18 protein-coding genes and 2 tRNA genes are annotated in these 19,103 nt (G+C 68.3%); 5 read left to right on the forward strand and 15 right to left on the reverse strand.

Going from position 1 to position 19,103, the window contains the following annotated elements; translation table 11 throughout:
* Positions 1 to 5: 5 nt before the first annotated feature.
* A complete protein-coding gene (locus OO70_RS25430) occupies positions 6 to 689 on the reverse strand; it encodes a class E sortase (protein ID WP_043675963.1) in 684 nt (227 codons plus the stop codon).
* 21 nt (positions 690 to 710) lie between these two features.
* Positions 711 to 1,490, reverse strand: a complete 780-nt coding sequence (locus OO70_RS25435; RefSeq protein ID WP_078651547.1) for a DUF881 domain-containing protein — start codon at positions 1,488 to 1,490, stop codon at positions 711 to 713.
* A gap of 142 nt (positions 1,491 to 1,632) precedes the next feature.
* Here OO70_RS25435 and crgA point away from each other — a divergent pair, with 142 nt between their 5' ends.
* The gene (gene crgA / locus OO70_RS25440) at positions 1,633 to 1,887 is read left to right on the forward strand and encodes a cell division protein CrgA (protein WP_043675969.1); all 255 of its coding nucleotides are present in this window, start codon (positions 1,633 to 1,635) and stop codon (positions 1,885 to 1,887) included.
* A gap of 270 nt (positions 1,888 to 2,157) precedes the next feature.
* Here the strand turns inward: crgA and OO70_RS25445 are convergent, their stop codons facing one another.
* Both OO70_RS25445 and OO70_RS25450 read right to left on the reverse strand, forming a co-directional pair.
* A complete protein-coding gene (locus tag OO70_RS25445) occupies positions 2,158 to 3,069 on the reverse strand; it encodes a rhomboid family intramembrane serine protease (protein WP_043675970.1) in 912 nt (303 codons plus the stop codon).
* Positions 3,070 to 3,166: 97 nt separating this feature from the next.
* A complete protein-coding gene (locus OO70_RS25450; RefSeq protein ID WP_043675973.1) occupies positions 3,167 to 3,694 on the reverse strand; it encodes a peptidylprolyl isomerase in 528 nt (175 codons plus the stop codon).
* 317 nt (positions 3,695 to 4,011) lie between these two features.
* On the opposite strand from OO70_RS25450, the gene OO70_RS25455 reads away from it, so the two are divergent.
* Entirely contained in the window at positions 4,012 to 4,731 is a 720-nt protein-coding gene (locus OO70_RS25455) for a DUF5324 family protein (protein ID WP_043675976.1), read from the forward strand.
* A 399-nt stretch (positions 4,732 to 5,130) separates the two neighbouring features.
* Here OO70_RS25455 and OO70_RS25460 read toward each other — a convergent pair.
* Positions 5,131 to 5,203: transfer RNA gene (locus tag OO70_RS25460), tRNA-Ala, on the reverse strand.
* A 180-nt stretch (positions 5,204 to 5,383) separates the two neighbouring features.
* On the opposite strand from OO70_RS25460, the gene OO70_RS25465 reads away from it, so the two are divergent.
* Both OO70_RS25465 and OO70_RS25470 read left to right on the forward strand, forming a co-directional pair.
* A complete protein-coding gene (locus tag OO70_RS25465) occupies positions 5,384 to 5,932 on the forward strand; it encodes a helix-turn-helix domain-containing protein (RefSeq protein ID WP_019073558.1) in 549 nt (182 codons plus the stop codon).
* A 191-nt stretch (positions 5,933 to 6,123) separates the two neighbouring features.
* On the forward strand, positions 6,124 to 7,464 hold the full coding sequence (locus tag OO70_RS25470) for a serine/threonine-protein kinase (RefSeq protein ID WP_043675980.1): 1,341 nt from the start codon (positions 6,124 to 6,126) through the stop codon (positions 7,462 to 7,464).
* Between the two features lie 19 nt (positions 7,465 to 7,483).
* On the opposite strand, the gene OO70_RS25475 is transcribed toward OO70_RS25470, so the two are convergent.
* Together OO70_RS25475 and OO70_RS56140 are read right to left on the reverse strand one after the other, a co-directional pair.
* Entirely contained in the window at positions 7,484 to 8,851 is a 1,368-nt protein-coding gene (locus OO70_RS25475; RefSeq protein WP_051741595.1) for a hypothetical protein, read from the reverse strand.
* 151 nt (positions 8,852 to 9,002) lie between these two features.
* Entirely contained in the window at positions 9,003 to 9,131 is a 129-nt protein-coding gene (locus OO70_RS56140) for a DLW-39 family protein (RefSeq protein ID WP_003999697.1), read from the reverse strand.
* Between the two features lie 337 nt (positions 9,132 to 9,468).
* On the opposite strand from OO70_RS56140, the gene OO70_RS25480 reads away from it, so the two are divergent.
* Positions 9,469 to 9,807, forward strand: a complete 339-nt coding sequence (locus tag OO70_RS25480) for a DUF6344 domain-containing protein (protein WP_043675982.1) — start codon at positions 9,469 to 9,471, stop codon at positions 9,805 to 9,807.
* Positions 9,808 to 9,938: 131 nt separating this feature from the next.
* On the opposite strand, the gene OO70_RS25485 is transcribed toward OO70_RS25480, so the two are convergent.
* The 8 genes from OO70_RS25485 to gnd form a co-directional block, all read right to left on the reverse strand.
* Entirely contained in the window at positions 9,939 to 10,349 is a 411-nt protein-coding gene (locus OO70_RS25485) for a hypothetical protein (RefSeq protein WP_043675985.1), read from the reverse strand.
* Positions 10,350 to 10,410: 61 nt separating this feature from the next.
* A tRNA-Ile gene (locus tag OO70_RS25490) sits at positions 10,411 to 10,487 on the reverse strand.
* Positions 10,488 to 10,610: 123 nt separating this feature from the next.
* Entirely contained in the window at positions 10,611 to 11,405 is a 795-nt protein-coding gene (locus OO70_RS25495) for a DUF3566 domain-containing protein (protein WP_043675988.1), read from the reverse strand.
* Between the two features lie 18 nt (positions 11,406 to 11,423).
* Positions 11,424 to 14,015: a DNA gyrase subunit A gene (gene gyrA, locus OO70_RS25500; protein WP_043675992.1), complete on the reverse strand. Its 2,592-nt coding sequence runs from the start codon at positions 14,013 to 14,015 to the stop codon at positions 11,424 to 11,426.
* 42 nt (positions 14,016 to 14,057) lie between these two features.
* Entirely contained in the window at positions 14,058 to 16,118 is a 2,061-nt protein-coding gene (gene gyrB / locus OO70_RS25505; protein ID WP_199827397.1) for a DNA topoisomerase (ATP-hydrolyzing) subunit B, read from the reverse strand.
* Between the two features lie 353 nt (positions 16,119 to 16,471).
* Positions 16,472 to 17,008, reverse strand: coding sequence for a DUF721 domain-containing protein (locus OO70_RS25510; RefSeq protein ID WP_043675999.1), 537 nt, complete (start codon positions 17,006 to 17,008; stop codon positions 16,472 to 16,474).
* Positions 17,005 to 18,126, reverse strand: a complete 1,122-nt coding sequence (gene recF, locus OO70_RS25515; RefSeq protein ID WP_043676002.1) for a DNA replication/repair protein RecF — start codon at positions 18,124 to 18,126, stop codon at positions 17,005 to 17,007. The genes OO70_RS25510 and recF overlap by 4 nt, the downstream gene beginning before the upstream one ends.
* A gap of 79 nt (positions 18,127 to 18,205) precedes the next feature.
* Positions 18,206 to 19,081 (reverse strand): phosphogluconate dehydrogenase (NAD(+)-dependent, decarboxylating), encoded by an 876-nt coding sequence (gene gnd / locus OO70_RS25520; RefSeq protein WP_043676004.1) that lies wholly within the window; start codon positions 19,079 to 19,081, stop codon positions 18,206 to 18,208.
* Positions 19,082 to 19,103 lie beyond the last annotated feature (22 nt).

A 19,103-nucleotide genomic window follows, 5' to 3' on the forward strand; every position in this document is an offset into this window, starting at 1 on the left:
CCAGACTAACGGCGCAGCGCGGCTGGTTTCCCGGCCTCCACAGGCTGTGTGGAGTCGAGATGTGCCCAGACGATCAGCCGGTGGCTGTGCCCCCACTCCGGATCGCACGTGGTCAGCGTGAGATAGCGGCCCGAGGCCCTGTACCCGGACTTACGTGGCACAGGATCGATCACCTCAATGTCGGTGGGCACTGTTTTGTAAGGCCCTTTGTCGATCCGATACGTGAACCATGTCGTCCCGTCCGTCAGCACCACCGCGTCACCCTTGCGCAGCTGGGGAAAGTCCACGAACGGGTCGCCGTACGTCCGCCGGTGCCCGGCCACCGCGAAGTTCCCGACCTGGCCGAGCTGCGCGGTGCCGGCGTAGTGGCCGAGCCCCTTCTTGAGGGTGTTCACGGCCGTGTCCTCAAGAACCGGCTTGTTCCACGTGAAACCAAGCCGCGGGATGTACATGATCGCGAAAGGCCTGCCGTCCTTGTACGCGGCCGGTTTCGCCGGTGCGGTGGGCGAGGGGGACGCCTTCGGGTGCGCGGTCTGCCGCGACCACTGGTCCTGCAACTGGTGGATCTGGTCGCTCATCGTGTGGTCGGCCTTCACGCCGGTCCAGAACAGGACGTAGACCACGAAGAGGACGATCAAGGTGCCTGCGGTGATGCAGAGTTCGCTGACGCTCCTGACGATCACGCGCACCGGCAACTCCCGTACGGCCGCCTACTCCACTGGCTTCGCGTAGTGCAGATCCACTGTGCCCGAGTACCCGGGAAGAGTCACCGTCCCGTCGTCGGTCACTTTCCAGCCCAGCCCGTAGACGTCGACGTAGACCATGTAGTTCTGGATCGCCTTGGACGCCGCCAGCGCCTGATGCATCTTCTCCGGATCGCCCACGGCCGTGATCTTGTACGGCGGTGAGTAGACCCGGCCCTGGAGGATCAGGGTGTTGCCCACGCAGCGCACGGCGCTGGTCGCGATCAGCCGCTGGTCCATGACCTTGATGCCCTTGGCGCCGCCCTTCCAGAGGGCGTTCACCACGGCCTGGAGGTCCTGCTGGTGGATGACCAGGTAGTCGGGCTGCGGCTCGGGGTAGCCGGGCAGCTTGGCGGTGGCGTTGGGCGGGGCGTCGTTGAGGGTGACGGTGAGCGCCTTGCCCTTGAGCTGCTGCGTGCCCGCGGTCCGCTCCAGTGCCGTGAGCTTCTTGTCGTCGGCGCCGGTGCTGGTGTCGTCCTCCTTGCGGAGCGCGTCGACCTCGTCGCGCAGGACTCCGTTGGCGTCCTCCAGCCGGCCGTTCTTCTGGCTGCGGGTCTGGATGAGGTCGGACAGCTTCAGCAAGGAGGCGTCCGTGCGGATGTTGGTGCCCTTGGCCGTGTTGAAACTGGTGAAGAAGATGAGCCCCGCGAGGGCGAAGACGGCCACCGTGAGAATCCGTACGGGACGGAAACGGCGGATACGGGCGGGACTGGTACCCGCCCCGGGGGAGTCGGCAGAATTGCTCAACGTACCCTTATCTCCTTCGGCGCCGCGGAAGCACTACGCTAACGGACGCCCGGGGGAGCACTCAGTGTCCCCTTGTACGCTGCCCCGGAGCCCGCCCCAGTTCCCTGCGCGGCCACGCAGCGCATCGACAGGAGAGACCCTCGTGCCGAAGTCACGTATCCGCAAGAAGGCCGACTACACGCCGCCGCCGGCGAAAGCGGCGACCGCCATCAAGTTGAACAGCCGTGCCTGGGTCGCACCGGTCATGCTGGCCATGTTCGTCCTCGGCCTGGCCTGGATCGTCGTCTTCTACGTCACCGACGGCTCCCTGCCCATCGACAGCCTGGACAACTGGAACATCGTGGTGGGCTTCGGCTTCATCGCCGCGGGGTTCGGCGTCTCCACGCAGTGGAAGTAGCGGCCACACCTCGGTGAACTCAGCTCTGCCCACGACTTTCCGCTGAGTTATCCACAGGCCAGAGAAGTATCCACAGCGGGCCTGGGGAAAAAGAACGACGATCTGTGGATAACCCACTGAGTGTTGACGCTGGTGTGACTGACACACCGGCAACCGCAAGCCTGTTCGCCCCCTGCCTGACCTGCACAAACGCGGATCAGTGTCAGGGGGCGCAGCTGTTCTGCACGGTATGCACAAGATCCGCCACGCACTGTGGACAACGGTTTGATATCAGCTGAGCTGAGCCGTCCTGATCAGCGTCAACACCACGACGACGACCAGTACGACCGCACAGGTGCCGTACTGGATCAGGGCACGGCGCTCACGCGGGGCGTGCACCATCGCGTACCCGGTGATCACACCGGCGACCAGGCCGCCGATATGGGCCTGCCAGGCGATGTTGGCCCAGCCGAAGGTGAAGATCAGGTTGATCACCAGCAGGGCGATGACCGGCCGCATGTCGTACCGGAGCCGGCGCATCAGCACCGCGGTCGCACCGAAGAGCCCGAAGATGGCACCGGAGGCGCCGAGCGAGGGCTGGTTCGGGGCGGCGATCAGGTAGGTGAGCGCGCTGCCCGCGAGACCCGAGACGAAGTAGAGCGCGAGGTAGCGGGCGCGGCCGAGGGCCGCCTCCAGGGGACCGCCGATCCACCACAGGCTCATCATGTTGAAGAGGATGTGGATCACGCTGCCGTGCAGGAACATCGCGGTCAGCAGCCGGTACGGCTGGCCTTCGGCGATGCCCTCGACGGAGCCGAACTGCGGGACGTACGCCTGACCGAGGAGTTCGAGGCGCTCGGTGAAGCTGTCGCCCAGCACCTGCTGGAGCAGATAGAAAGCGACGCAGAGACCGATCAGGACCTTCGTGGCGAGCCGCGGGTCCGCCGCCACCGTGCCGCCTGCGATCGTGCGGGGCTGGGCGGCCGTCGGGGCGTGCCCCGTGCCGGAGCCGTCGCGCACGCACTCCGGGCACTGGAAGCCGACCGAGGCGCTGACCATGCACTCGGGGCAGATCGGGCGCTCGCAGCGGGTGCAGCGGACGCCGGTCTCGCGGTCCGGGTGGCGATAACAGACCGGCAGGGTCTGGGCATCCTGGGGCCGCTGATCCTCCGGGCCCTGCGGGCTGCCTGGCGCCTGGTCCATGGGGTCCCCTCAATCCTTCGTACGCAATGCACCGCCCCGCCCATCCTTACGGATGAGCGGGGCGTTTGGTTCCCGTCGGTAAGAGCCGGTATCGGCCCTAGCGGGTCTCGACGACGACCGACTCGATGACCACGTCCTGGAGCGGACGGTCGGTGCGGGAGTTGGTCTTGGTGGTCGCGATGGTGTCCACGACCTTCTGGCTCGCCGCGTCGGTGACCTCACCGAAGATGGTGTGCTTGCGGGTCAGCCAGGCCGTCGGGGAGACGGTGACGAAGAACTGCGAGCCGTTGGTGCCCGGACCGGCGTTCGCCATGGCCAGCAGGTAGGGCTTGTCGAAGCGGAGGTCAGGGTGGAACTCGTCCTCGAACTGGTAGCCGGGGCCGCCGGTGCCGTTGCCCAGCGGGTCTCCGCCCTGAATCATGAAACCGCTGATCACCCGGTGGAAGACCGTGCCGTCGTAGAGCTTGTCCGTGGACTTCACACCGGTCTCGGGGTTGGTCCACTCACGCTCGCCCTTGGCGAGCTCGACGAAGTTCTGGACCGTCTTGGGCGCGTGGTTCGGCAGAAGCCGGACTTCGATGTCGCCAAGGTTGGTCTTCAGGGTGGCGTAAAGCTGCTCAGCCACGATCTGCCTTCCGTTGTCTTCCTGTGACTCCCAGATCCTCGCACGCTCGACGGGCCGCGTCGCCCGACGGCCTCCTGTGGGGGCTTTTCCACAGGATTCGCTTGCAGAAAACCGGCCGAGTGGGTCCGGGACAGGGGCGTGAAGCGGGGATCCGTGGCATTGTCGACGACAAGCTCCCGTTCCCCCGTATTCATCCGTTATTGCACGTGATCGTGACCCGGATGCCCGCCCTCACATGCCCCGTAGCCCTCTGGCAGGCATGATCCGTAATTGGGTGGATAGACGAAGAACCGTACGCCACCGAGGAGGAGGAACCCGTGACCCGCATCGACAGCGTGCGCTCCGCGACCGGATCGGCGAAGGACAGCGTGCTGCACGCCGCGGAAGTGGTGGCGCCTTACGCCGACACGGCCAAGGACAGGGCCGCGTACTACGCCCACGAGGCCCGCGTACGGCTCGCGCCCAAGGTGTCGCTGGCCGCCGACCAGGCCCGCGTCCAGTACGACGCCCATGTCGTCCCGCGCCTGGAGCAGGCCCGTACGCATGTGCCGCCGAAGGTCGACCAGGCCGCCCAGGAGGCGGCCGTCCGTACTCGCAGGGCCGCCCAGCAGGCCGCCGAGTACTCCCGGCCGAGGATCGAGCAGGCGGTCGCCGCCGCAGGCCCGGTCAAGGACGAGGCCGCCGCGCGCGGTGCGGCGGCGATCGCCGCGCTGCGCGGCCAGGTGTCGGCCAAGGACATCCAGAAGCTGGTCCGCAGGCACGAGCGGCGGGCGAGGGCCGGCCGGCTCGCGAAGGGGCTGGCGGTGCTGGGCATCCTGGCGGGCGGCGCTTTCGCCGCCTGGAAGTGGTGGGACAAGCAGGCCAACCCCGACTGGCTGGTCGAGCCGCCCGCCGCGACCGAGGTGCCCGAGACGGGCCGTCTCTCCTCGGTGGACGGCAGCGACCAGTCGGTGCTCGACCCCGAGGTCCAGGCCAAGCAGGCCGAGGACGAGGCCGCGGACGCCGTACAGTCCGTGGACCGCGACGAGCACCACTGACGTCCAGCGCTCTTTCAACATCGCTGTGGGGCAGGAGACTTGAGGGTCTCCTGCCCCACAGCGATGTTTCACGTGGAACACCCTTGATTTACGCAAGCTGCCTGCGATGACGTTTGCAACGACCCAAGCGGGCAAGTACCGCACAGACCCCCTTAACGGACCGCACACCCCTGGTTACGCGACCGTATTCAGCCAGCTCACACACGGCCCGCACACTCGGGCACACCATCCCCACACCGCGCCGACCGCCGACGCGACGCCCTCGTGGACTCCGCTCGGCATATCCGTTTGCGCAAACAATCGCAAATAAGATGCGCCTTTTACGTGACGCACGTCACCTCATGGGCACATACAAAGACCGGCCGGACGCCACTGAGGGCGACCGGCCGGTGCGGGATGTGGAGCCTAGGGGAGTCGAACCCCTGACATCTGCCATGCAAAGACAGCGCTCTACCAACTGAGCTAAGGCCCCGCTAGAGAAGCGTCCGACCGGCAGAACCACACGCCGGTGGGCTTCGGGGACCAGCGTACCGGGTCATCCCCGGTATCTCGCAAAAAGATGGGGCTCCCGGTGAACGACCACTCTCCGTAAGATGCTCGTCGTGGTTCGCTAGAGCGAACCGCGGTTTTGGGGAAGCGATGGGGAGACGCAATGGACGCCGCACAGCAGGAAGCCACCGCCAGAGCGCGGGAGCTGCAGCGGAATTGGTACGGGGAGCCTTTGGGGGCGCTCTTCCGTAAGCTCATCGACGATCTGGGGCTCAACCAGGCTCGTCTCGCGGGGGTGTTGGGACTGTCCGCGCCGATGTTGTCCCAGCTGATGAGCGGTCAGCGGGCGAAGATCGGCAATCCGGCGGTGGTCCAGCGGGTGCAGTTGTTGCAGGACCTGGCGGGACAGGTCGCGGACGGCAGCGTGAGCGCGGCCGAGGCGACCGAGCGCATGGACGAGATCAAGAAGTCCCAGGGGGGCTCGGTGCTCAGCAACACCACGACCACGACGAGCAGTTCGGGAGCGCCCACGGTCAAGCGGGTGGTCCGCGAGATCCAGTCGCTGCTGCGCTCGGTGGCCGCCGCGGGCGACATCATCGACGCGGCGGACACCCTCGCCCCGTCCCATCCCGAACTGGCGGAGTTCCTCCGGGTGTACGGCGCCGGCCGCACCTCCGACGCGGTCGCGCACTACCAGTCCCACCAGAGCTGAGCCCCACGGCCCGGCCGCCGACAGGGGGTTCGCCGCCCGGGCACGCTTCCGGCGAGAGGCACGAGGGGGTCGTGTCACTCACCGGAAGCACGTGCGGATCGGCCACAAGGAAGTACGACTGGGGGGAGTCGTATCGCTCGTCTCGGGGGAAGCAACGGGGGTAGCCGAAGGGGGAGGAGCGACGCACAGCCATGGGTGAGGTCTTCGCCGGCCGGTACGAACTGGTCGACCCGATCGGGCGCGGAGGGGTCGGCGCGGTGTGGCGCGCCTGGGACCACCGCCGACGCCGCTATGTGGCCGCCAAGGTCCTGCAGCAGAGCGACGCGCACTCCCTGCTGCGCTTCGTACGGGAACAGGCGCTGCGGATCGACCACCCTTATGTGCTCGCGCCGGCCAGCTGGGCCGCCGACGACGACAAGGTCCTGTTCACCATGGACCTGGTGACGGGCGGCTCCCTCGTCCATCTCATCGGGGACTACGGCCCCTTGCCCCCCGCGTTCGTCTGCACGCTGCTCGACCAGCTCCTCTCCGGTCTCGCCGCGGTGCACGCGGAAGGTGTCGTGCACCGTGACATCAAGCCCGCGAACCTGCTCCTCGAAGCCACCGGCACGGCCCGTCCCCGCCTGCGCCTGTCCGACTTCGGTATCGCGATGCGGCTCGGCGAGGCGCGCCTGACGGAGACCAACCTCGTGGTGGGGACGCCGGGTTACCTCGCGCCCGAGCAGATGATGGGCGCCGAACCGGACTTCCCCGCCGACCTGTTCGCCGTAGGACTGGTGGCGCTGTATCTGCTGGAGGGGGCCAAGCCGGATTCCAAGGCGCTCGTGCAGTACTTCGCGGAGCACGGGACGCCGGCGGCGCCCAAGGGGATTCCCGAGCCGCTGTGGCAGGTCGTGGCGATGCTGCTGCAGCCGGATCCACAGGCTCGCTTCCGTACCGCCACAGGGGCGCGCAAGGCGCTTGCGGCGGCCGCGGAGCTGCTGCCCGAGCCGGGCCCCGACGACGAGTTGATCGAGATCTTCGACCAAGTGGGGCCGCTTCCTTCGGGGTTCGCGCCCGAAGGTCCGCTGCAGCGGGCTTCCGGGGTGGACACGGGGTCGACGACGGCTCGCCTGCCGTCCGAGCCCGAGAACGCCCCCGGCAGCGATGCGAGCGGCGAGGGCATCGGCTCGTCCTGGCCCGGCACGGACTCCGTACCCGTGGATCCACGGCAGGGCATCGTCTCGCGACCGCCCCCGCCACCACCGTCCCCGATGTCGGACACCGGCAGCTTCCCTCTGCCGCCCCCGCAGCAGGCGGACCAGCCCGTGTACTCCTCCTCCCCGTACGACGTCACGCGCGTCCTGGCCTCCCCCCAGCCTCCAACTGCCGCGTACACCGCCCAGGTTCCGCCGGTCGCGCCGCCGGTCGCACAGCACCGCGCCAGGCGCGCCAAGCGCCGTCCGGGGCCGCCCTCGAGGGTGGCGATACCGATGCTGCTGCTCGCGCTGGCCTGCTACGCCGTGGGGTTCTGGGCGCTGACCCAGATCTGACGCGGCCGCGCGGGGATCGCTACGGCGCAGCGGTCGAAGCCCGGCGCCGGGCCGTCGCCGTCCACACGCCGAGCGTCGCCAGCAGCACGCTGCCGCCGCCGATGCCGGCCACCGCGAGCACCTTCATCGCGGTGTCGCCTCCCCCGCCGGTCCCTGTCACGGCCGCCGCACGGTCCTGTGTGGTCACCTCGAAGATGTTCCGGGGTTCGGAGCTCGCCGCGTACCCGGGACCGGCGTGCGCCGAGCCGTCGACGCGCACGCGCAGCGTCACCGGGAACGGCCCCTGGCCGAAGCTGTCGGCCAGCTGCGCGGCGAGGTGCACGACGAGGTAGTACGACCCGGCGAAGCGCATCCCGCTCTCGTGGTCGACGACGGAGTAGCGGTTGCGGTACTCGACGGGCGGCAGCGGGTCGAGCGCGGCCGACTCCGCACTGCCCTGGTAACCGAGGCCGGCCTCGTCGACGGAGCCACGCACGGGGTTGTAGAGCGACAGGTCCAGCGCACCGGTCGCATAGCCGCTGCCGCCGCTCGTGGCGCCCAGTTCGGCGGTGACGGACAGCTGCTGGCCCCAGTCGACCGGCACCTTGTAGAAGAGGGTCCCGCCGGGCTCGACGTCGTCCTCCCACACGCCCTGCCCCACGGCGACCGCCCCGGCGAACCCCGAGCCGCCCGCACGGCGCCGGGCCTCCCCCGTGACGGCCTCGGGCGACGCGGAGTTCCAGTCCTGGGGCACGCTGGTCGTACCGGCCCGGGTCAGCGCGGGTTCCGACACCGCGGTGAGTTCCAGACCCCAGGTGTCCGGCGAGGAACCCGACGCGTCGACCCGCTCGACGAGCACGTAGTACTTGCCGGCCCCCTTACACAGGGCCTTGCCCGCCTCCCGTACGGCCCAGGCGGCCACGGGGTGGGGGCTCTGGCCCGCGCCGAAGGTGGCGCTCCGGTATGTGCAGCCGGTGCCCGCGGCGTTCCGCATCGACACCTTGATGCCGTCGGTGGCGGCGACCGTGGTGCCCGCCGGAGGCACGGCGGTGACGGAGACGTAGACGTCCGACGTGGCGTCGAGATCGAGGCCGTAGTAGAGGGCGGCGCCCTTCGGGAGGGAACTCCGGTACGTCCCACCGGGATCCAGACGTACGGCATGGGCGGTGTCGCTCGCCCCGTTGACGGCCCGGTCGCCCTTGTCGTAGCCGTAGGCGCCTGGTGACCCGGCCGCCGAGGCGGGCTGGCCCGTCAGGGCGGCCGTCGCGCACAGCACGGCGGCGACGACACCGACGCGTCGTACGGCCCCGGCAACGGGCGTACGGCCGCCCTGTGCCCGCGTCCGCCACCACGCCGTACGCCGCCCCATCACGCGCCACCCCTCGTCGTTGCTCCGGACGTGGCCCATCCTGCCCCGCACGCGCGCGTGGCATCCGGGCAATCCCCTCGAGCGTCCGAAACTCCCGGGTCGTGGGGCCGTACCCGCACGACTGCGAGGGCGCAACACAAAGCCCCGACCGCAAGGCGGCCGGGGCGTGCTCAGAACTGGATCTCGGTACTCACGAACCCGTGGGCACGGAGTCGGTCGCCTCCGTCCACAGATCCTGCTCGGCGCGATCCGCCTGGATCTGGCGGTACACGAGGAGCCCGCCGATGGCGGCCAGTGCGACCAGGAGAAGCTTCTTCACCGCGCGACCTCGTCTTTCCTTGACGTAGGGGACCTCTGTCGCCCGACTATACACACCGACCGAGACCGATCGGTGACCTGCGTCCGGGGCCAACTCCCGCCCGGGACAGCGCAGTAGATGCGGACTCAGCCGCTCCGATCGGAGGGTGATCACACCTCCACGGACGGTCACTTAGCCACCGATTAACCCTTCTTCCACCGTTTTCTGGCTACTTGCACCCATCCGAGTGGTGTTCATCAGAACATCGACGCGCCGCGGGCGTCGGTCCACCACTTCGCGACCCCCATACACATCATGAGGAAAGTACGCAAATCGCCCAACCTGAAAGTGAGGGGCCATGACCCAGATCAAGGTCATGAAGTTGTGGAACGCCTTCGTCACCGCCTTCCTCGCGCTGTGCACGGCGCTCGGACTCATCACGATCACCGCGACGGCCGCCGCCGCGACACCGAGCACGAGCAGCGCCGCCGCGCAGGTGACGACACCAGCGATCTCCCCCTGGTCCTTCACCAGGTCCCTGCCCCCCACGATGAAGCAACGCATCCGCGCCGAGGCCCACGGCAAGTCCCCCAGCTGCCGCCACCGCCCACCGACGGACACGGACGAGGCGACGGAGGCCGTAGAGGCCATGGAAGCCATGGACTCCGCCGAGCCGGCGGTACCGCTCCAGCGCTGACGCGCCCCCTCACCTACTGCACACCCCGACCTCTCTGACACAGCGGCGAACTTGCGTACAACGCTCCAGAGAAGACCCCGGAGACCCCCGGCCCGTCGTGGCCGAGGGTCTCCTTGCCTGCCCGCGCCCCGTCATTCCGCGGGCCCAGCGCCCGGCCCGTCCGTGCGGACCAGAATTCCGGGACAGTCCGCATCGACCTCACCGGTGTAGTGGTTCACCCAGAAGTCCCGGCGCGTGCGCGGCAGCGGTATCTCCACGAGCCTGCCGTCGTGCATCATCCACAGGCCGAAGCAGTCGTCCTCCTCGTCGTGGATCAGCACCTGAACGGTGTGCGGCGACGGCCAGGGCAGCGACTCGAGGTGCCCCAGCAGCCCGATCCACCGGCTCCGTCTCACGAACTCGATGGCCCAGCCGCCGAACATGCCATGGCCGATATCGGTGAACTCACCGGTCCACACACGGCTGTCGTCCCGCTGCATCAGCGGTTTCATGATGTCTTCCGCGTCCCTGGCCAACACGATGACCTCAGCGATTCTGCTCATGGGCGAGTATCACCGGAAACGCCAAAGACCCCCAACCGCAACCGGTTGGGGGTCTTCGTGCTGGTGGGGCTAACAGGATTTGAACCTGTGGCCTCATCCTTATCAGGGATGCGCTCTAACCAACTGAGCTATAGCCCCGCCGCGCTCTGCGGAGTATGTCCCGCGCGCTGACTCCTGAAGATTAGCGCACGACATGGGCAGTCCCAAAATCGATAGTCACAGGACCGCCCAGGGAGGTTTCAACCCCCGTTCACCCGACTCTCACTCGTCCTCGGCGAGCGTCAGCTCGATGCCGCCGACGAAGCCGGCGGAGAGGTTGTAGATGAACGCGGCGAGCGTCGCGAGCGCCGTGGCGAGGACGACGTCGATGACCGCGATGATCCCCGAGAACGTCAGGACGTGCGGGAGCGACAGGAACGACTGCAGGTCGAAGCCGTTCGACTCGTTCGAGCCGGTCGCCTCCGAGATCGTGCCGCCGACCGTCGAGAAGACCCCCATCGCGTCCATGACCATCCACAGCACCGCGGACGCCACGACCGTGCAGATCCCCAGCGCGATGGAGAGCAGGAAGCTGACCTTCATCACCGACCACGGGTCGGCCTTGGCCACCCGCAGCCGCGCCTTGCGGGTGCGGGGCGCGGTGCGCGCGCCCGTGCGCGGACGCCGTACGGCACCGCTCTGGGCGGCGGCGGGCGCCTGCGTGGGGTAGGCCTGCGGCGGGTGGTACGGCCCCGCCGCCTGCTGCGGCTGGCGCTCCCCCGGCAGCGGGGAGGGCGGCGGCGCGACCGGCTGGGCCGGCGCCTGGCCCTGGGCCGGAGCCTTGGCGCCGGGCGCGGCCGGGCCCGCCCCAGCAGACTGCTGCTGGGTCCCCGGACCTCGGGTGTCCGTCACAGTTCCCCCCTGGGATCCATGTGTGTCGGGCGAGTGCGCGTCCGTCTTCTTCACGTCGATCGCACGCAGTTGGGTCGTGTGCGGATCTGTCGCGTTCGCGGCGGAGCCACGGCCGCCGCCGTCCGTGTTCGTACCGGTCGATCCGGCGCCCGTGGCTCCGCTCACGATGACTCTCTCCTCGTGCTACTCGACCGAGGGTGCGTCACCCTCGTCCGTGCCGGTGGTCGCGACACCCTCGGTGGTCTCGTCTACGGCTTCGTCGCCGACGACTTCCTCCGCCTCGGATCCCGCCTCGGCGTTACGAGCGATACCGACGACGGCATCGCGCTTGCCCAGGTTGATCAGTTGGACGCCCATGGTGTCACGGCCCGTCTCCCTGACCTCGTTGACTCGCGTACGAATCACACCGCCGGACAGCGTGATGGCGAGGATCTCGTCGGTCTCCTCGACCACCAGCGCGCCGACGAGAGAACCGCGGTCCTCGACGATCTTGGCGGCCTTGATACCCAGACCGCCGCGACCCTGGACGCGGTACTCGTCGACGGCGGTGCGCTTCGCGTACCCGCCGTCTGTGGCAGTGAACACGAACGTACCGGGTCGAACAACATTCATCGAGAGAAGCTGGTCGCCCTCGCGGAAACTCATGCCCTTGACACCGGAGGTCGCACGCCCCATGGGGCGCAGTGCGTCGTCCGTCGCCGTGAACCTGATCGACTGTGCCTTCTTGCTGATCAGCAGCAGATCGTCCTCCGACGAGACGAGTTCGGCACCGATCAGTTCGTCGTCGGAACCGTCCTCCGTCTCACGGAGGTTGATCGCGATGACACCACCGGAACGGGGCGAATCGTAATCCTTCAGAGGCGTCTTCTTGACCAGGCCGCCCTTGGTGGCGAGGACCAGGTAGGGCGCCGCTTCGTAGTCACGGATCGCGAGGATCTCGGCGATCGCCTCGTCCGGCTGGAAGGCGAGCAGGTTCGCGACGTGCTGCCCGCGCGCGTCCCGGCCGGCGTCCGGGAGTTCGTACGCCTTCGCGCGGTAGACGCGGCCCTTGTTGGTGAAGAACAGCAGCCAGTGGTGCGTGGTCGACACGAAGAAGTGGTCGACGATGTCGTCTTCCTTGAGCTTCGTGCCGCGTACGCCCTTGCCGCCGCGCTTCTGGGAGCGGTAGTCGTCGGCCTTGGTGCGCTTGACGTAGCCGCCGCGCGAGATGGTGACGACGATGTCCTCTTCGGCGATGAGGTCCTCGATGGACATGTCGCCGTCGAAGGGCACCAGCATCGTCTTGCGGTCGTCGCCGAACTTCTCGACGATCGCGGCGAGTTCCTCGCTGACGATGCCGCGCTGGCGGACCGGGGAGGCCAGGATCGCGTTGTACTCGGTGATCTTCGCCTGGAGTTCGTCGTGCTCCTGGACGATCTTCTGGCGCTCCAGGGCGGCCAGTCGGCGCAGCTGCATCTCCAGGATGGCGTTCGCCTGGATCTCGTCGATCTCCAGGAGGGCCATCAGGCCCGTGCGCGCGATCTCCACGGTGTCGCTGCGCCGGATCAGCGCGATGACCTCGTCGATGGCGTCCAGGGCCTTCAGGAGGCCGCGCAGGATGTGCGCCCGCTCCTCGGCCTTGCGCAGCCGGAACTTCGTCCGCCGGACGATGACCTCGATCTGGTGCGCCACCCAGTGCCGGATGAACGCGTCCAGGGACAGCGTCCGCGGCACACCGTCGACCAGGGCCAGCATGTTGGCGCTGAAGTTCGACTGCAGATCCGTGTGCTTGTAGAGGTTGTTCAGTACGACCTTGGCGACCGCGTCCCTCTTGAGGACGATGACGAGGCGCTGGCCGGTACGGGACGAGGTCTCGTCGCGGACGTCCGCGATGCCGCCGACCTTGCCGTCCTTCACCAGGTCGGCGATCTTCTGCGCGAGGTTGTCGGGGTTGGTCTGGTAGGGGAGTTCGGTGACCACCAGGCACTGGCGGTTCTGAATCTCCTCGACCTCGACGACCGCGCGCATGGTGATCGAGCCGCGCCCGGTGCGGTACGCCTCTTCGATGCCCTTGCGGCCGACGACGAGCGCGCCGGTCGGGAAGTCGGGGCCCTTGATGCGCTCGATCAGCGCGTCGAGCAGCTCCTCGTGACTCACTTCCGGGTTCTCCAGGCACCACTGGGCGCCCGCCGCGACCTCACGGAGGTTGTGCGGCGGGATGTTGGTGGCCATGCCGACCGCGATGCCCGCCGAGCCGTTGATGAGCAGGTTCGGGAAGCGGGCCGGCAGGACGGTCGGCTCCTGGGAGCGGCCGTCGTAGTTGTCCGTGAAGTCGACGGTCTCCTCGTCGATGTCACGGACCATCTCCATGGACAGCGGCGCCAGCTTGCACTCGGTGTAGCGCATGGCGGCGGCGGGGTCGTTGCCCGGAGAGCCGAAGTTGCCGTTGGAGTCCACCAGCGGCATCCGCATCGACCACGGCTGCGCGAGGCGGACCAGCGCGTCGTAGATCGAGGAGTCGCCGTGCGGGTGGTAGTTGCCCATAACGTCGCCGACGACGCGGGCGCACTTGTAGAAGCCCTTCTCGGGCCGGTAGCCGCCGTCGTACATGGCGTACAGGACGCGGCGGTGGACGGGCTTGAGGCCGTCGCGGACGTCGGGCAGGGCTCGCGACACGATGACGGACATCGCGTAGTCGAGGTACGAGCGCTGCATCTCCGTCTCGAGCCCGACGGGCTCGACGCGCTGGGCGATGACGCCCTCTTCAGGCGTGCTGGGAGTGTTCTCGTCGGCCATTGCTGGTGAAGATCCTTCCTGATGCGGTCAGCTGAGACCGACTCAGATGTCGAGGAAGCGGACGTCCTTGGCGTTGCGCTGGATGAACTGGCGGCGCGCCTCGACGTCCTCGCCCATGAGGACCGAGAACAGGTCGTCGGCCTGCGCGGCGTCGTCCAGGGTGACCTGGCCGAGGACGCGGTGCTCCTGGTCCATCGTGGTGATGCGCAGCTCCTCGGCGTTCATCTCGCCGAGACCCTTGAAGCGCTGGATCGAGTCTTCCTTGATGCGCTTGCCGTTCTGCCGTCCCAGCTCGATCAGGGCGTCGCGCTCGCGGTCCGAGTACGCGTACTCGAAGTCGTCACGGCCCCACTTGATCTTGTACAGCGGGGGACGCGACAGGAACACGTGCCCGGCCTCGACCAGCGGCCGCATGAAGCGGAACAGGAAGGTCAGCAGCAGGGTGCTGATGTGCTGTCCGTCGACGTCGGCGTCCGCCATCAGGATGATCTTGTGATAGCGCAGCCTGGCGATGTCGAAGTCCTCGTGGACTCCGGTGCCGAAGGCGGAGATCAGTGCCTGGATCTCCTGGTTCTGCAGGATCTTGTCGATCCTGGCCTTCTCGACGTTGAGGATCTTTCCCCGGATCGGGAGGATCGCCTGGTACTGCGGGTTCCGGCCGGACTTGGCCGAGCCGCCGGCGGAGTCACCCTCGACGATGAAGATCTCGCACTTGGTGGGGTCGTTCGACTGGCAGTCGGACAGCTTGCCCGGCAGGGACGCGGTCTCCAGGAGGCCCTTGCGACGGGTGAGGTCGCGGGCCTTGCGGGCCGCCACGCGCGCGGTGGCCGCCTGGATGCCCTTGCGGATGATGTCCGAGGCTTCGTTCGGGTTGCGGTCCAGCCAGTCGTTGAGGTGCTCGTAGACCGCCTTCTGTACGAAGGTCTTCGCCTCGGTGTTGCCGAGCTTGGTCTTGGTCTGGCCCTCGAACTGGGGCTCGGCCAGCTTCACCGAGATGATCGCGGTGAGACCCTCGCGAATGTCGTCACCCGTGAGGTTGTCGTCCTTCTCGCGGAGCAGCTTCTTGTCGCGCGCGTACTTGTTGATCAGTGACGTCAGCGCGGCCCGGAAGCCCTCTTCGTGCGTGCCGCCCTCATGCGTGTGGATGATGTTGGCGAAGGAGTACACACCCTCGGTGTAACCGCTGTTCCACTGCATCGCGACCTCGAGGGACAGGCTCTTCTCCTTGTCCTCCGCTTCCAGGTCGATGACGGTGGGGTGCACCACGTCTCCCTTGCGGGAGTTGAGGTACGTCACGTAGTCGACGATGCCGCCCTCGTAGTGGTACGTGACGGTCTTGACCTCGTCCTTCTCGTCCGCACCCGCCTCGTCGGCACCGGCCGTGGCCTTCGCCAGCTCGCGCTCGTCAGTGAGTTTGATCGTCAAACCCTTGTTGAGGAACGCCATCTCCTGGAAGCGCCGCGACAGCGTCTCGAAGGAGTACTCGGTGGTCTCGAAGATGTCCGGGTCGGCCCAGAAGGTGACCGTGGTGCCGGTCTCGGACGTGGCCTCGTGCTGCGCGAGCGGGGCCGTGGGGACGCCCAGCTTGTAGTCCTGCGTCCAGCGGTAGCCGTCGGTCCTGACCTCGACGGCGACCTTGCTGGACAGCGCGTTCACGACGGAGACGCCCACGCCGTGCAGACCGCCGGAGACCGCGTAGCCGCCGCCGCCGAACTTGCCGCCCGCGTGCAGCACGGTCAGTACGACCTCGACCGCGGGCTTGCCCTCGGACGGGACGATGCCCACCGGGATGCCGCGGCCGTTGTCGATGACGCGTACGCCGCCGTCGTGGAGGATCGTGACGTCGATCGTGTCCGCGTGGCCGGCCAGCGCCTCGTCGACGGAGTTGTCGACGACCTCCTGCACGAGGTGGTGCAGGCCGCGCTCGCCGGTCGAGCCGATGTACATACCGGGTCGCTTGCGGACCGCGTCCAGACCCTCGAGGACGGTGATGGCGCTGGCGTCGTACGAGGCGGTGACCTCGCCGTTCGAGGTGTGAGCCCCGCCGTTGGCGCCGGCGTCGGTGGACGGGATGTTCTCGTTGGGGTTGCCGGAATCGGCCACGAAGCGCCCTTTCTGGCACAGCACAAGCCAGGCTCCCGGCGGGTGGCCGGTGCGGCTGCGGCGTGTTGCGTTGGTAAGCCTTAGTCAGCGTTGCTCGGTGTGTGTCCCACAAGTGGGGCGGGATTGCTTCCAGTCTACCGGTAGCGCCGACATGGATGGGGGTTTGCCGGTACCTGAGTCCTCATGTGCCGCCCTCAACCGGTCTCTCCCGACTCCCCATATGCGGAACGGGGCTCAAAGAGGCTCACGGAGGCACTCAGCGCTTCCGGGTGTCAACCCTTTGCTACTCCGGGGTCAGGTCGGTATTCGCAACCGCGTCCGTTCACCCGCCGGAGCCCGCGCTGTGATGTCAGTCACCCATAGGTGTCGCCGGGACCCGTGCTGCCGGGAGCGCGCAGGGGACCGTAGCGCCGGGGCGGTCCGCCGGGGTTGAGCACCTTGATCATCCGCACCGTGCCGTGTCCCAGGTCCTCGTTGAGACGGGCCACCAGGGTGGGCGTGAGATGGCGCAGCTGGGTCGCCCAGGCCGTGGAGTCGCACTGCACGACCAGTACCCGCTCGTCCTCGTCGTACCGCTCCGGAACGCAGTGCTTGGCCAGGTTCTCGCCGACGATCTGCGGCCAGCGGCCCATCACACCGCCCACCGCGGCCGGCGTCTCCCAGCCGCGCTCGGTGAGCAGCCGGTTGATCGCGGCACCGAGGGCCATCGGGTCGCGGCCGTCGGCGCGCGCGCCGGAGCGCAGGCCGCCGCGCCGCGCCTGCTTCTTCTGCTGCGCCGCGTCCCCACGCGCGCGTGCCTGTTCCTTCGCGGCGCGCAACGCCACGCGCGCGAGGTCGACGCCGGAGGGCTCGGCGGCCTTCTTGGGCGCGGGTTCTTCCTGAGTGCTCATACGCGCTCCACCGCCCCGTCCGCCACGCTGTACCGCGTCCCCGCGAGTACGTGCGGCACGTCGTCGTCGACCGCGGCCGTCACCAGCACCTGCTCACCGGGCGCGACCAGCTCGGCCAGCCGCTCCCGACGGCGCGTGTCCAGCTCCGCGAACACGTCGTCGAGCACGAGCACCGGCTCATTGCCCTCGGCCCGAAGCAGGTCGTACGACGCGAGCCGCAAGGCCAGCGCGTACGACCAGGACTCCCCGTGCGAGGCGTACCCCTTGGCAGGCATCTGACCGAGTTTGAGAACCACATCGTCCCGATGGGGTCCTACGAGGGTGACGCCCCGCTCGATCTCCTGCTTGCGCGCCTCCGCGATCGCCGCCATCAACTGCTCGTAGAGGTCCTCACGCGTGTGTGCCTCACCCGGAGCCGACGGCTTGTACTCCAGGGCCACCGGGCCACCGCCGGGCGCCAGTTGCTCGTACGCCTTGTCGGCGAGGGGCTGCAGCGCGGCGATCAGATCGAGCCGCTGGGCGAGCAACTCGGCCCCCACGCGCGCGAGATGCTGATCCCACACGTCGAGCGTGGACAGGTCCATCGAGCGCCCACCGTGCCGCCGTGCCAACGCGGCCGACTTCAGCAGGGTGTTGCGCTGCTTGAGCACCCGCTCGTAGTCGGAACGGACCCCGGCCATACGCGGGGACCGCGCGGTGATCAGCTCGTCGAGAAAACGCCGCCGCTCCCCGGGGTCGCCCTTCACCAGGGCGAGATCCTCGGGCGCGAACAGCACGGTTCGTACGATGCCCAGCACGTCACGGGGTCTGACCTGCGAGGACCGGTTGATGCGGGCGCGGTTGGCGCGGCCGGGGTTCAGCTCAAGCTCGACCAGCTGCTGCCGCTCGCCCTGCCTGACCTGGGCCCGGATGATCGCGCGGTCGGCGCCCACACGGACCAGCGGGGCATCGGAGGAGACACGGTGACTGCCCAGGGTGGCGAGATAGCCGATCGCCTCGACGAGGTTCGTCTTGCCCTGCCCGTTCGGACCGACGAACGCGGTGACGCCGGGGTCGAGCGGGACGTCGACCCCGGCGTACGAGCGGAAGTCGGCCAGCGACAGATGCGTGACGTGCATGGTCGTCCACCGACCTCCCCCAGGTTGTGGATCCACGGACCGCGGCCTGTGGATCTGTGGATTACTTCATCTCTGTGGATTACTTCGTCTCGACCGCGTGGCCGCCGAACTGGTTGCGCAGCGCCGCGATCATCTTCATCTGCGGAGAGTCCTCCTGGCGCGACGCGAACCGCGCGAAGAGGGAGGCCGTGATCGCGGGCAGCGGCACGGCGTTGTCGATGGCCGCCTCGACGGTCCACCGGCCCTCGCCGGAGTCCTCCGCGTAGCCCTTGAGCTTGTCCAGGTGCTCGTCGCCGTCCAGGGCGTTGACGGCCAGGTCGAGCAGCCAGGAACGGATGACCGTGCCCTCCTGCCAGGAGCGGAAGACCTCGCGGACGTCCGTCACCGAGTCGACCTTCTCCAGCAGCTCCCAGCCCTCGGCATAGGCCTGCATCATCGCGTACTCGATGCCGTTGTGGACCATCTTCGAGAAGTGGCCAGCGCCCACCTTGCCGGCGTGCACGAAGCCGAACTCGCCCTCGGGCTTGAGGGCGTCGAAGACGGGCTGGACCTTGGCGATGTGCTCGGCGTCGCCGCCGACCATCAGGGCGTAGCCGTTCTGGAGGCCCCAGACGCCGCCTGAGACGCCCGCGTCGACGAAGCCGATGCCCTTGGCGCCCAGCTCCTCGGCGTGCTTCTCGTCGTCCGTCCAGCGGGAGTTGCCGCCGTCCACGACGACGTCGCCGGGCTCCAGGAGCTCGGCCAGTTCGTCGACGGTCGCCTGGGTCGGGGCGCCGGCCGGGACCATCACCCACACGACCCGCGGGCCCTTGAGCTTGCCCACAAGCTCTCCCAGGCTGTGGACATCGGCGAGGTCCGGGTTGCGGTCGTATCCGATGACGGTGTGGCCTGCGCGGCGGATGCGCTCGCGCATGTTGCCGCCCATCTTGCCGAGGCCGACGAGACCGAGCTCCATCAGTTGTTCCTTAGGGTGCGAC

The organism is Streptomyces xylophagus (assembly GCF_000716435.1).
In the GTDB taxonomy this organism is placed as follows: Bacteria; Actinomycetota; Actinomycetes; order Streptomycetales; family Streptomycetaceae; genus Streptomyces; species Streptomyces xylophagus.

What these genes read in the sequence shown, in the direction of transcription:
- OO70_RS25445 (WP_043675970.1), bottom strand. Translation starts at nt 3,069, where the DNA reads ATGGACCAGGCGCCAGGCAGCCCGCAGGGCCCGGAGGATCAGCGGCCC.
- OO70_RS25465 (WP_019073558.1), top strand. Translation starts at nt 5,384, where the DNA reads ATGGACGCCGCACAGCAGGAAGCCACCGCCAGAGCGCGGGAGCTGCAG.
- OO70_RS25470 (WP_043675980.1), top strand. Translation starts at nt 6,124, where the DNA reads ATGGGTGAGGTCTTCGCCGGCCGGTACGAACTGGTCGACCCGATCGGG.
- OO70_RS25475 (WP_051741595.1), bottom strand. Translation starts at nt 8,851, where the DNA reads ATGGGCCACGTCCGGAGCAACGACGAGGGGTGGCGCGTGATGGGGCGG.
- OO70_RS25480 (WP_043675982.1), top strand. Translation starts at nt 9,469, where the DNA reads ATGACCCAGATCAAGGTCATGAAGTTGTGGAACGCCTTCGTCACCGCC.
- OO70_RS25485 (WP_043675985.1), bottom strand. Translation starts at nt 10,349, where the DNA reads ATGAGCAGAATCGCTGAGGTCATCGTGTTGGCCAGGGACGCGGAAGAC.
- gyrA (WP_043675992.1), bottom strand. Translation starts at nt 14,015, where the DNA reads ATGGCCGACGAGAACACTCCCAGCACGCCTGAAGAGGGCGTCATCGCC.
- OO70_RS25510 (WP_043675999.1), bottom strand. Translation starts at nt 17,008, where the DNA reads ATGAGCACTCAGGAAGAACCCGCGCCCAAGAAGGCCGCCGAGCCCTCC.
- recF (WP_043676002.1), bottom strand. Translation starts at nt 18,126, where the DNA reads ATGCACGTCACGCATCTGTCGCTGGCCGACTTCCGCTCGTACGCCGGG.
- gnd (WP_043676004.1), bottom strand. Translation starts at nt 19,081, where the DNA reads ATGGAGCTCGGTCTCGTCGGCCTCGGCAAGATGGGCGGCAACATGCGC.